The organism is Sphingomonas pituitosa NBRC 102491 (assembly GCF_001598435.1).
Classification (GTDB): domain Bacteria; phylum Pseudomonadota; class Alphaproteobacteria; order Sphingomonadales; family Sphingomonadaceae; genus Sphingomonas; species Sphingomonas pituitosa.
In genome coordinates this window covers 13,225-25,279 of sequence record NZ_BCYY01000022.1, presented here as the reverse complement: position 1 = coordinate 25,279, position 12,055 = coordinate 13,225, and the positions used below count along the sequence as shown (strand labels likewise).

The 12,055-nt window shown below is 67.9% G+C and carries 13 protein-coding genes and 1 pseudogene; 3 read left to right on the top strand and 11 right to left on the bottom strand.

Annotation, left to right across the window (positions count from 1 at the left end; all coding sequences use genetic code 11):
• Positions 1-55 precede the first annotated feature (55 nt).
• The 11 genes from SPI01S_RS16760 to SPI01S_RS16710 form a co-directional block, all read right to left on the bottom strand.
• Positions 56-2,578 (bottom strand): spike base protein, RCAP_Rcc01079 family, encoded by a 2,523-nt coding sequence (locus SPI01S_RS16760; RefSeq protein ID WP_066725203.1) that lies wholly within the window; start codon positions 2,576-2,578, stop codon positions 56-58.
• Between the two features lies 1 nt (position 2,579).
• A complete protein-coding gene (locus SPI01S_RS16755) occupies positions 2,580-2,786 on the bottom strand; it encodes a hypothetical protein (RefSeq protein WP_066725199.1) in 207 nt (68 codons plus the stop codon).
• 31 nt (positions 2,787-2,817) lie between these two features.
• Complete coding sequence (locus SPI01S_RS16750) at positions 2,818-3,336, bottom strand: hypothetical protein (protein ID WP_066725197.1); 519 nt, start codon at positions 3,334-3,336, stop codon at positions 2,818-2,820.
• Positions 3,333-3,815: a glycoside hydrolase family protein gene (locus tag SPI01S_RS16745; RefSeq protein ID WP_066725194.1), complete on the bottom strand. Its 483-nt coding sequence runs from the start codon at positions 3,813-3,815 to the stop codon at positions 3,333-3,335. The genes SPI01S_RS16750 and SPI01S_RS16745 overlap by 4 nt, the downstream gene beginning before the upstream one ends.
• The gene (locus SPI01S_RS16740) at positions 3,812-4,156 is read right to left on the bottom strand and encodes a hypothetical protein (protein WP_066725191.1); all 345 of its coding nucleotides are present in this window, start codon (positions 4,154-4,156) and stop codon (positions 3,812-3,814) included. The genes SPI01S_RS16745 and SPI01S_RS16740 overlap by 4 nt, the downstream gene beginning before the upstream one ends.
• A gap of 2 nt (positions 4,157-4,158) precedes the next feature.
• A complete protein-coding gene (locus SPI01S_RS16735; RefSeq protein WP_066725349.1) occupies positions 4,159-4,374 on the bottom strand; it encodes a tail protein X in 216 nt (71 codons plus the stop codon).
• Positions 4,374-4,847 carry a head completion/stabilization protein gene (locus SPI01S_RS16730; protein WP_066725188.1) on the bottom strand — a complete coding sequence of 158 codons (474 nt, stop codon included), beginning with the start codon at positions 4,845-4,847 and terminating at the stop codon, positions 4,374-4,376. The genes SPI01S_RS16735 and SPI01S_RS16730 overlap by 1 nt, the downstream gene beginning before the upstream one ends.
• Positions 4,844-5,038 (bottom strand): hypothetical protein, encoded by a 195-nt coding sequence (locus SPI01S_RS16725; protein WP_066725185.1) that lies wholly within the window; start codon positions 5,036-5,038, stop codon positions 4,844-4,846. The genes SPI01S_RS16730 and SPI01S_RS16725 overlap by 4 nt, the downstream gene beginning before the upstream one ends.
• 124 nt (positions 5,039-5,162) lie before the next feature.
• Positions 5,163-6,032: a phage terminase small subunit gene (gene gpM / locus SPI01S_RS16720; protein ID WP_066725182.1), complete on the bottom strand. Its 870-nt coding sequence runs from the start codon at positions 6,030-6,032 to the stop codon at positions 5,163-5,165.
• A 52-nt stretch (positions 6,033-6,084) separates the two neighbouring features.
• Positions 6,085-7,143 (bottom strand): phage major capsid protein, P2 family, encoded by a 1,059-nt coding sequence (locus SPI01S_RS16715; RefSeq protein ID WP_066725180.1) that lies wholly within the window; start codon positions 7,141-7,143, stop codon positions 6,085-6,087.
• A gap of 58 nt (positions 7,144-7,201) precedes the next feature.
• Positions 7,202-8,014: a GPO family capsid scaffolding protein gene (locus SPI01S_RS16710; protein ID WP_066725178.1), complete on the bottom strand. Its 813-nt coding sequence runs from the start codon at positions 8,012-8,014 to the stop codon at positions 7,202-7,204.
• Positions 8,015-8,175: 161 nt separating this feature from the next.
• Between SPI01S_RS16710 and SPI01S_RS16705 the strand changes: the two are divergent.
• The 3 genes and pseudogenes from SPI01S_RS16705 to SPI01S_RS16695 all read left to right on the top strand — a co-directional run.
• Positions 8,176-9,957 (top strand): annotated as a pseudogene (locus SPI01S_RS16705) (terminase large subunit domain-containing protein); the annotation flags it as partial.
• 52 nt (positions 9,958-10,009) lie between these two features.
• Positions 10,010-11,047 (top strand): phage portal protein, encoded by a 1,038-nt coding sequence (locus tag SPI01S_RS16700; protein ID WP_066725176.1) that lies wholly within the window; start codon positions 10,010-10,012, stop codon positions 11,045-11,047.
• 153 nt (positions 11,048-11,200) lie between these two features.
• The gene (locus SPI01S_RS16695; RefSeq protein ID WP_066725173.1) at positions 11,201-12,004 is read left to right on the top strand and encodes a DNA adenine methylase; all 804 of its coding nucleotides are present in this window, start codon (positions 11,201-11,203) and stop codon (positions 12,002-12,004) included.
• Positions 12,005-12,055: the final 51 nt, after the last annotated feature.

Below are 12,055 nucleotides of genomic sequence, written 5' to 3'. Positions count from 1 at the left end.
CGCGATGGGACCGGACGAGGAGGCGAGGGCACCGATCGCCTCCTCGTCGCGGACGTCAGAGGCCCTGGCCCATCTTCACCTTCAGCCGGACGACCGCCGCAGCCTGGATTTCATGGGCATAGGTGCTTTCGTGCAGGCCGTTGCCGCCCGCGTAGACGCCCCGGATCGTGGCGCCCTGAGCCGCCGCGCCGGTGCCGCCCTGCCAGACACAGGCGACCGTGCTCGTACCGTCGCCATTGTCCTGAACGGACGAGACGATGCCGTATGCCCAGCCGCCCGAGTCCAGCTGGATTTGGACGGCCAGCTTGTACGGGAACTGCCCGACCACCTTGAACGCGCCCGAGCCCGTCCAGGCGGCCGCCAGGGTGGAGCTGAATGGGGCGACCGGCCACTTGTCGCGGTTGGCGCCGGTGTCCGCTGCGCCGTCGCGCCAGGGCGCCTCGCTCCACGTGATGGCGTTGGTGCCGTTGCGCAGCGTCGCCGCCGCGTCGCCCAGCCCATCCGTGCCGCCGATAGCCTCGTTGAGCTTCCAGCGGATGCCGTTCGGGTACTGGTCGACGCCGCCGGGCCGGAAGGTCTGGCCGGTGAGCGTACCGAAGGCGTCCGTGCCGGCCGCGGCGTACGCGGTCAGTTCAAGCTGTGCGATCGGGACCGGCGCATTGCCGCCGCGCGTCCGCCAGAGACCGTACATGTCGCGATAGCTCTGGATCAGCGTGTTGAGGATCGCCGATCCGCCGATGCTGTTGGTCCCGTGCTGGCTCAGCAGCACGTCATACGGCAGGAGGCCGCCGTTGCGCTCGACCAGCTTGTCGATCATTTCGAGCATACCGCCGACCAGTGCCGGGTTGCCGAAATTCTCCACGTTCTGCCCGCTCACGCAGAAGTTGGCGAACGGGAGGCGCTTGGCCCCGACGTTGCTGTCCAGGCCGAGGCTGGCATAGCCCGCTTCCAGACGCGGCGAAATCTGCAGCGCCGCAGCCGCGCCGTCGCGGCCCAAGCCCTTGCTATCGCCTATGAGCAGCACGCACGGACGCCCATCGCCCCCCTTGGCCGCCATCTTGGTCGGGCGAAGCGCTGCGACGTTCGAGTTGTTGTAGGCTGCATTGTTCGTCAGGGTCGCAGCCATCGAGGTCGTCGATCCCTGCGCGGCGCCGCCCGTTACGCCGTAATAGTCGTTGCGCGGGAAGGTCTGGCCGGCCACATCGTCGAACTTGTATGTCGCGCGGAGGCGGATCTTGGTGTTGGCCGGCAGGGTGACGCCGCCCATCTTGATCCACTTGCCCTTCCCGTCGACCGACGTATCGAGCCGGGTGCTGTCAGGCGTGGCTTGCCGCCAGACACCACCCCACTCGAAGGCAAACCCGTCGAACGTCGCCGCATAGTTGGAGTCCTGAACGAACGACGTTCCGCCGCCAGCCAGGTAGGTCTGGTGATTGTAGTAGAACTCGGGGTTCGGAAGGTCCCAATCCCCGGTGCAGAAGTAGGTATCGGCACCGCAGAAGAGATACGTCCGGTTGAGGTCCCACGGGCCCACGGTGGTGCCGCTGACGTTTCGGCCAGCCGTGACGTTTTCGCGGAAGCCGGTGCCCGCGAAACTGAGTCGGTTTGCAGAGGTGCCCGTGCCGATTGCAGTAATGGTGAGCGCCAGAGTCGCGCCGTTCGCGCCGCCTGCTGCGACGTTGATGTTGACCTTGCCGTCGCTGATTGCGGCGTTGCCGAGCACGACAACCCAGCCGGTCCCGGCGCCGCCGCCGATCAGGAAGCGGCCGTCGTTCGGCGTCAGCGTGGGCGTTACCCCGGCGGGAACGTTGCCGATCGCCGCCAGCTGGTAGCCGGGTGCCGCGCTGGCGGGGACGGATGCGGTGGTGGGCGTGAGCGTAAGCGTCGGCAGATCGTCGTTGCTGATCGTGCCGGTGCTGGTGACCGTGTTGAGGCCCGAGGCGGTGACCGTCAGCGTGAAGGTTTCGTCCGGCTCGGCCGCCGTGTCGCCGCTCACCGGCAGGGTGATCGTCTTGGTGGTTTCGCCGGCTGCGAAGGTGCCGCTGCCACTGGGGAAGGTGCCGCCGAAGTCCGCGGCATTCGCCGGGTTGCTGCCGCTGCCGGTCACCGCCCAGGTGAACGGATAGGCGGCCGTCGAGCCGTCGCGGTTGAGGGTGAGCGTCCAGGTGAACGCGGTTGTGCCGGAATTGCCCTCGGCCTTGGTGACGGCGCTCGAAAGGCTGAGCGTCGGCTGGGGCGTGGGTGCGGGCGTGGGCGTCGGGGCCGGGGCAGGCGTCATGGCCAGCGCCACGGCGCTCAGCAGCGCGCTGAGTCCGGTCGCGGAGGTGCCGGTGTTGAACACGCGCTTGAAGCGCAAGGCGATCGTCTGTCCCGAGGCAATGGCGATGGTGCGATCCTTGCCGGCGGCGGTGCGCAGCTTCACGGTGCCGGCGTTGCCGCCGCAGGCGATTGCCGAGGCTTCCTGATCGAGATCGGCGGTGTCGCTGGGCGCGATCGGCACGGCATCGGTCGCCGGGGCGAGCGCCTGCAGCGCGGAGAGCATCTGCGCCTGCAGTTCAGCGGTGGCGGCTTTGGCCATTTCAACGGGTCTCCGGTTCGGGCTTGCAGGTTCTTGCGGCGATCCATTCGATCAGGCGGCGGAAGCGGACGCGCTGGTCGCGATCGTGGAGCACCAGGCCGCGCAGGGCGGCGCGCAGGGGCGGGGGGATGGTGGCGACCTGATCGGTGGGAAATGCGGGCGGGGCCTCGGGGCAGACGAGCAGGTCGGCGGAGGGCGTGTCCTTCACAGGAACGGCGACCACCTCCGCCGGGCGGTGCTCAATGGCTGGGCTGCATGCCGCCAAGGCGGTTGAGAGCAGCAAACCAGCTGCCATCGACGCGATCGTCGTCGCGGATCTGCGCATCGGCTTTCTCCATGGTGGTGAGGGCGACGGCCCGGTTCCCGGACTCGGCCTGGGCGGTGGTGCGGTCGCTGACGGCCTTGGCCTGCTGCTCGGCAGCGGCGGCGGTGAGCAGGCGGGCGGTGCTGGCGAGCGTTCCCGCGCGGAAGGCGGCGAGATCCTGCACCGCCTCGCTGCAGGCGACCCCGCGCGGCAGCACCGCCTTGTGGCGCTTCCCGGCGGCATCGACGCGCTCGGCCGTCGTGGCGGCGGGCGTCGCGCCTGCAAGGGCACAGGTCGCGGTGGCCCACGACGCCCAGGCATCGCGATCGGCGCGGACGCGGCGCGCATCGACGTAGAGGGCCGCGGTGGCGAGGCTGAGGGCGAGCAGGACGAGCCAGCTGTTGCCGGCCCATTTATGGAGCGCCGACCAGGCGCCGGTGATCAGCTTGATCATGCGGTTCCCTTTTCCATCATGGTCGCGAGGCGCTCGGCGCGCGCGCCGACCTGGCGGGCCCAGAGCGAGGCGCGCATGCCGGCGGCGGCGGCGGCGAAGTCGCCGCGCTGCATCTTCGCGAGCGTGTTCTTGAACCCGAGCAGGCCCGTGATGCCGAGGTTGAAGCACATGTTCAGCAGCACGCGCTGGCGCACGTCGCTGAGCCCCCGCCACCAGGGCAGCTTGGCGTCGAGCTGGCGCTCGCAGGCATCGATGTCGTTCGCGAGCAGCGCGCGAGACTGAGTGCGCGTGATGCCGTTCTTGAGCACGCTGGCGAGTGTGATGCCGAGCGCGGCGGACTCCGCCTTGGAGATCCCGACGTCATCAAGGTTGCGGCCGACGCCGATGGACCGCTTGTTCGCGGTGCAGCGGTAGACCTTGAGTTCCTCGCCTTCGTCGCGGATCAGCTCGGCTTCCAGCGCGGCGCGGTCGTAGCTCACTGGTCGCCTCCCTTGCCGAGGAAGCGGTCGCGTAAGGTCGCGGGGATGGTGCCGGCCACGTCGGCCGCCGCAGCGATGAAGCGGGGGGTAGCCTCGAAGGCGATCATGCCGACCGTGAAGGCGATGCCCTGGAGCACGAAGGGATCGAGCGCCCAGATCGCGCCGATCGCGCGGCCTGCGAACCACGACACAATGATGCCCACGACGAGCTGGATGAAGCGCTCGCGCCAGGTGAGGCCCTTGCGCCAGGCGAGCCCCACGGCCGCGCCGATCGCGCCGGGGGCAATACCCGAGAGCAGCGCGAAAAATGCGTCGAGCAGGGCCGCGATCTTCTGTTCCATGGTCAACTCCAGAGCTGGACCGTCTCGCGCACCGGCGGTGCCTGGGCGGCGAGGACGGGGAGGGTGACCGGCGTGCCGATCGGAAGGGTGGGGCCGCGCTCGGCCAGGCCGGGATTGGCGGCGAGCACCGCGTCGAGCGCTTCCGGGCCGAGGCCGCGCTCGCGCCACAGCAGCTCGTCCAGCGTGTCGCCCTGGCGCGTGGTGAGAATGTCCGCCATCACAGCAGCTCGACGTTGGTGCGGGTCTGGCCGAGGATCCGGCGCACGGCGTGGAGCGCGTCGCGGCGCAGCTCGCCGATCGAGTCGTCCAGCTCGTCCACCTTGCGCTGGCCGGCGCCGGTGAGGTCGACGTCGCGCTGCCGCTCGATCAGCAGTGCCTTGGCGGACGCGCCCACGGCGAGCTGGTACAGCACGACGTTGCGGCTCAAGCCGTCGAGCGTCGGCGCGGGAACCTCGGCGAAGCTGGGGGCCGACTGCTCGGCGCGCCAATCCTCGAGCTGGTCGTTGGTCCAGATGATCGCCTCGCGCACGGCGGCGCGCAGGCGATCCGCCGGCAGATCGCCGGGGATGCGCCGCGCCTTGCGCAGCTCGGCGGGGTCGATATCCGGAAACCAGCCGTCGTTGAAGATAGGTGCGGCATCGGGCGCGGCGGGTGGTGGCGTCAGGATGGGAGGGCAGCCGAACCCGCTCATGCGAGCGCCACCCGGCCGAACACGGCGCACCAGAGAACGAAGCCGAGCAGGTTCGCTACGGCCATACTGATTCCCTTCCAGTATGCCGATGCGGAAACCGCGAACAGGCTCGCGATCATGGCTCGCGCGAAGCCGACGCCCGCGACACAGAGGCCAAGCAGGATGAGCAGCAGGTCGAGGCCAATCATCATCGGATCGCGGTTCCTTCGGTGGCGACCCCGGCAAACGGGGGTGGGGACCGGGTCCGCGACGGCCCTCAGCCCGTAGGCCCTCCCGTCGCGCGCGATCCGCCCCCGAGCGCCGGGGGCGAGCTGGTCAGGCGCCCTGGGCGGGCGCGGATTCGGTGGTGGTGGCCGGAGCAGCCGCGCCGAGCAGCTTCTCCAGCTTCCGGATGTTACCCTTCACGCCAGCCCGTTCGTCGAGCTGGTGCGCGCGGCGCAGCGCATCGAGTGCCTTGTCGAGCGCAGGGCGCTGATCGTCGGCCGAAAGCAGCGCCTCGGCCGCGAGCGCGGTCTCCTGGCCGATCGCCTTGTAGAGCTTGGCGCGGATCTGATCGTGCATGTCCGCGCCCTCGGTAAGGCTTTCGACTGCCCAGAGGATGCCCAGCTCGAAGCGCTGGCCGGTGCTCTGCGCCTTGATGGCGGCGATGGCGATTTCCTCGGTTACCAGAGCGGCCGTGGTGCGCTGGTAGCGTGCGGGCATCGGCAGATCGTGCAGCAGCATGTATTCGGCCAGCTCGATCGCACCGCGATATTCGCCGACGTCGATCAGCCAGACCATGATGGTGGGGATCACTTCGTCGGCCACGGCCTTGCCGGCCTCGGCCGCCGCGGCGAGGCGTGCCATCACCCAATCGCGATAGGCGGGCAGCATTTCGCGCTTGGCCTCGATCTTCTTCTCGATCGACTGGATGCCCTTCAGGCGCCGCATGTCGTGGACCAGGCGCAGCATGATCTGCGCATCGGGCCCGTCGCCCAGCGCTGGATCGAGCGCGGCGGGATCTTCGATCGCCGCGCGCGCCGCGTGCTGCAGCGAGTGCAGACGCGCGGGGCTGGCAGACACGATGGGGGAGGCGAGCAGGGGTTCCTGCCCGCCCTCGCCCTCCGGCGCGGCAACGACTGTGCTGGTGTGATCGGACCTGGCCGAAGCGGCGAAGCGGTCACGATGCTGGCGAGCTGGGCTCATGATGCGTTCCGGTGCTGGGTGGGGAGAGGGCGGGCAGACCTGGCGCAGGTCCTCAGACCTTCGGGCCAAGCTTGATGTTCTCGACCAGGGCGGCCTTGCCGTATTCCTCGACGACGAAGGCGTCGTTGACGCTCTCGTAGTTGGCGATCTGGTCGTAGGCAGATTCCTCGACGACGTTGCGGCGCGCCGAACCCGTCTGCTGATAGTAGGACAGGTTGCTGAGGCTGGTGACCATCAGCGCATTGGCCGGGAAGTTCGGCACCTGCATGGTCGGCTTGCCGCCAAGCTGCCGGCTCGACAGGATCACGTCGCGCGCGACGATCTCGGTGGCGGTGTTGCCGGCCTCGCTCACGATCTTGAAGTATTTCTCGTGAACAAGATCGCTGCCGACGATCACCACCAGGTCGGTCGCGCCCCGGAACTGCTCATGCAGCAGGTTGTGGATCACGTCGAAGACGAGCGCGTCGAGGTTTTCGTAATCGGCGCTGCCGCTGTCCGACACATAGACCTTCGCCTGATCGAGGCCGCCATGGGACAGGACGCGGTTCGGCGCGTAGGTCCGCATCTTGTAGAGCCAACCATAGTTGACGTCCTGCAGCAGCGGATAGGTGACGCGGTCGGTCTGCGCCTTGGCGTCTACGCCGTTGAAGCCGATGGTGATGATGTCCTGCGACTTCTGCACCAGCACGGCGTCGCGGCAGAGCTGCTGGAATTCCGGGCGGTGCGCCCAGGCATCGAGCAGCGCATAGGGCCACGCATAGTCGTAGTCGGTCTTCTTGCAGATGTACTGGTCGATCGCGTCGCTGCCGAAGGGGCTGGTCGGTCGGCGGCGGTTGCCGGGAACCGACAGATCCGTGCGGCCCGCGAGCGTGCGGGTGACGCCGACGCCGACGCGGTCGCCAATCTGCGCGGCAACCGGGATCACGTTGATGCGCGACAGAAAGTCGCTGGTGGTCTGCAGCTTCGCGAGCAGCTTCTGCTCGATCGCGGGGGCGACCGAGAAGCTTTTGATCTCGGTCGAGCCGGGGGCGAAGAAGTGGCCGTCGAGGTTGTTCAGCTTGGCGAGCTGCCCAAGGTACGAGTTGAACAGCACGCGGGTCTGATTCTGCATGGAAGTTGCTCCGGGGTGCGGGGGAGGGGCGCGGGCGTGGGGAGGCGGTGGGCGACGATCAGCAGTCGGTGAGGTGCTGGCCGGCACCGCCGCTGGCCGGCGGGCGGCTGAACCCGGCTGGCGTGGTTTCGAGCTGGCCCTTCATGGTCGCCAGCTCGCCGCGGACTTCGCCCACAGCGTCCAGCGCGGGCTTGACCGCGGCCGAGACGGCATCGCTCATCGCCTTGCTGAAGGCTGTCATGTCGAAGGTGTTGTCGTTGGCGGGCTTGGGCTCCGGCTTCGGCTCGGGCTTTTGATCCTGCTGCTCGCCCGTGCGGAACATGCCGAATGCCTTGGCGATGCCGGCGGCAATGGCGTCGGCGATGCCCGCCGCGCCCTGCTCGAATTCGATCGCGACCGCCTGATCCGAGGCGCTGAAAATGGTGCCTGGCGCGGTGCGCGAGAACTGCAGCTTCTGGGTGCCGATCGAAGCGGGGGTGTCGGTGAAGGCGAGGCCGACCAGGCCGACCTTGCCGGTGCCGGCATAATCCGGGGTCAGCTCCACGGACGGATACGGCTTCTGGCCATCGGCCGAGAGCTTCACCAGGTTGTCGTTGGCGGCGACCTGCACATAGAGCGCGCGGCGCTTCTCGGACTTGCCATCGATGGTGAATTCGTCGTCCTGCGCCTTGACGGCGGCGACGTCGCCATAGCCGTTGAAGGGCGGCTCCGGGCTGAAGCCGGCGATATGCTCGATGTTGATGCGCGGCGAATAGGTGTCGCGGTTGAAGGTCGCGACCACGTCGTCGATCATCTCGTCGGTGATCGTGCGCCCGTCGCTGATCGTCTGGCCGGCGACGAAGGCGCGGAAGAACTTGGAGAGTTTGGCCATGGCGGTGCTGGTCCCTGCGTGATCGAGCCGAGGCGGCGTTTGACCAGGCGAACAGGGACCGGATCGGGCGATCTTCTCAAGCAAGCGGACTTGTAGAAACGGGGCTGCACAAGGCGAGCCGCTCAAAGGCGGGCGTTCGGCGTGGCTAGGTTCGCGGCGCCATGCATGCCGCCGACGAACCCCTGCCAGCATCGACGATGCCGATCCCCGTGGATGCACGGCGGAAGGCGCGCAGCCTGTACTGGCGCTATTGGACGGTTACCCAGATCGCCGAGGAGCTGGCGCTTTCGCGCGCGACGGTGGAGTCCTGGCGCCAGCGCGATCGGTGGGACGATGCGCCGGCACTCACCAAGATCGAGGACGCGATCGAGGCGCGCATCGTCGGGCTGGTCGACAAGGACAAGAAGACCCCCGGCGACTTCAAGGAAATCGACCTGCTCATGCGCGCGGTCACCACCGCCGCGCGGGTGCGGCGCTATGAGCAGCCGGGCGGGCACGAAGGCGACCTGAACGAGAAGGTCGGCAACCGGAACAGGGGCGAAAAGAAGAAGGCCAAGACCAACTATTTCACCCGCGAGCAGGTGGAGGAGCTGGAGCGCATCTTCCACGACGAGCTGTTCGGCTATCAGCAGGATTGGTGGGACGCGCGCGACCAGCGCACCCGCATGATCCTGAAATCCCGCCAGATCGGCGCGACCTGGTATTTCGCCCGCGAGGCGCTGCTCGACGCGCTGCGCGGGCGCGGCAACATGATCTTCCTGTCCGCATCGAAGAGCCAGGCGCATATCTTCCGGGGCTACATCATCCAGTTCGCGGCGAAGGTGGGAGTGAAGCTGCAGGGCGATCCGATCGTGCTGGATGCCGAGACGCTGCCCGAGGGCGAGGATCTGCCGCAGCTGATCTTCCTCGGCACCAACGCGCGCACCGCGCAGGCATATCACGGCAATTTCTATTTCGACGAGTTCTTCTGGACCTATGGATTCGAGGAGCTGAACAAGGTCGCCAGCGGCATGGCGATGCACAAGAATTGGCGGAAAACCTACTTCTCCACGCCGTCCACGGTGGCGCACCAGGCGCACCCCTATTGGACCGGCGAGCGCCGCAATCGCCGGGTGAAAAAGGAGCTCCGGGTCTCGATCGACACCGGGCACGGCCGCTTGAAAGCCGGCGTGCTGTGCGAAGACAATATCTGGCGCCAGATCGTGACGATCGAGGATGCCGAGGCGCGCGGCTGCGACCTGTTCGACCTGGACGAGCTGCGCATCGAATATGCGCCCGACGAATTCGCGAACCTGCTGATGTGCCAGTTCGTCGATGACAGCCTCTCGGCCTTCAAGTTCAACGAGCTGCAGCGCGCGACGGTCGACAGCGTCGTCGATTGGCTCGACGTGCAGCCGCTCAGCTCGCGTCCGGTGGGCACCCGCGCGGTCTGGGCCGGCTATGATCCGCAGGAGAGCGAGAACGGCGACAACGCAGCGCTGGTGATCGCGCTGCCGCCGGAAGGGCCCGGGGGCAAGTTCCGGCTGCTCGAGAAGTACCAGCTGCGCGGGCTCGACTACCAGGCCCAGGCCGAGTTCATCCGCCAGCGGCTCGCGCGGTACAACTGCACCTATCTGGGCATCGACGCCACCGGCATCGGCTCGGCCGTGTACCAGCTGCTCAGCGGCACGGTGCGCGGCTGCACCAAGATCGAATATTCGCTCGAGTCCAAGGCGCAGATGGTGATGAAGGCGCAGCACAGCTTTGCGCGCGGCCGCATCGAATTCGACGCGAGCTGGATCGACGTGCAGTCGAGCTTCCTCAGCATCAAGAAGGCGCTCACCAGCTCGGGCAAGGCGATCACCTTCAAGACCAGCCGCGGCGACGAAAGCATCGGCCACGGCGACCTGGCCTGGGCCGTGATGCACATCCTGATCAACGAACCACTGGACGGCAGCGCGCGGCCGCAGACGCGCTTGGAGATAATCGATGGCGAAGCGGACTCGGGCGCGGACGATGTCCCGGCAGGAAACGGCGGCGGCGTCGTCTGGGGCTTTGGTGCCGGCGAAGGAAGAGACCAGCTCGGGTGGCCTGGCGTTCAGCTTCGGCGATCCGGAGCCGGTGCTCAACCGGCGCGAGCTGCTCGACATGGCCGAGTGCTGGCACAACGGCCGCTGGTACGAACCGCCGGTGAGCCTGGACGGCCTGGCGCGCGCGTTCCGCGTATCGCCGCACCACAGCAGCGCCATCATGCTCAAGCGCAACCTGCTGGTGGCCTCGTTCCAGGCATCGCCGCTGCTCGGCACCGCGGCGTTCGAGGCGCTGGCGCAGGATTTCCTCGTGTTCGGCAACGGCTATCTGGAGGAGCGCCGCAACGTCCTGGGCGGCGTGCTGCGCTATGAGCATGCCATCGCCAAATACACCCGGCGCGGGGTGGAGGCGGGGCGGTTCTTCTATGTGCCCGGGGACCGCGACGAGGTGGAGTTCGCCCCCGGCAGCGTGCAGCAGGTCTGCCAGCCGGACGTGAACCAGGAGATCTACGGCGTGCCGGAATATCTGAGCGCGCTGCAGTCGGCGTTGCTCAACGAGGCGGCGACGCTGTTCCGCCGCCGCTATTATCTGAACGGCAGCCATGCCGGGTATATCCTCTATGCCACCGGCGAAATCGACGAGAAGGACACCACCGCCTTGAAGACGGCGCTCAAGGCGTCGCGCGGGCCGGGCAACTTCCGCAACCTGTTCGTGCACGCGCCGAACGCCAAGGAGGGGAGCCTCAAGATCCTGCCGATCGCCGAGGTGGGCGCGAAGGACGAGTTTCTCGGCATCAAGAACGCGACGCGCGACGACGTGCTCGCCGCACACCGCGTGCCGCCCCAGCTGCTCGGCATCGTGCCGGCGCAGGGCTCCAGCGGCTTTGGCAACCCGCTCCAGGCGGTCGACATGTTCTTCGAGCTGGAGATCCTGCCGCTGCAGGTGCGGCTGCTGCAGTTCAACGAGCTGGTCGGGCGCGAGGTCATCCGGTTTCGCGAGCGAAAGCAGGCCGCCGCCGCATAAAACCGTTTCGCCTGCGCTTCCGGCTGTTTCCTACAGATCGGGTGCCGTGTCACCGTGGCGCCCCCAAGATCCCGCCGGCCTGGTCGCGGTCGGCGGTTCCCCTTGCGCCGCCGACCGGCAGCGCCAACCCCAGAAGAGGCAGAGCCTTCCACCATGCTGAGTGCCGTTACCCCCGTGTCTCCCGCCGCCGGCTATATCGGCGGCAAGCGTAATCTCGCCGGCCGCATCGTTCGCATCATCGAGCAGGTCGACCACCAGCTCTACGCCGAGCCCTTCGTCGGCATGGGCGGCATCTTCCTGCGCCGCCGGCAGCGGCCGAAGGCCGAGGTGATCAACGACGTCAGCGGCGACGTCGCGACGTTCTTCCGCGTGCTGCAGGAGCACTATCCCTATCTGCTCGACATGCTGCGCTTTCGCGTCGCCAGTCGTGCCGAGTTTGAGCGGCTCCGGGCGCTGCCCAGCGAGCGCCTCACCGATCTCCAGCGCGCGGCGCGGTTCCTGTATCTGCAGCGGCTCGCCTTCGGGGGGAAGGTGAACGGGCGCGTGTTCGGGGTGGACGTGACCCAGGGCGCGCGGTTCAACATCACCAAGCTCGAGCCGGGGCTCGCGGACATCCATGATCGCCTGGCCGGCGTGGTGATCGAGCAGCTGAACTATGCCGCGTTCATCGATCGCTACGATCGCGCCGGCACGCTGTTCTACCTCGATCCGCCCTATTGGGGATGCGAGACCGACTATGGCCAGGAGGTCTTCGGCCGCGACGATTTCGAGCGGCTTGCCGCCCAGCTCGCCGGCATCAAGGGCAAGTTCCTGCTCTCGCTGAACGACACGCCGGGCGTGCGCGAGGTGTTCGGCGCTTTTGCAATGACCGAGGTGGGCACGACATACACGGTGGCGAAGGGCGCTGCCTCCAAGGCCGGTGAGCTGCTGATCAGCAATTTCCCGCTGCCCGGCTGATTACGGTCGCGCGCGACCGATTTCCGCGAGCCCGGAAGCACGAGCTTCCGG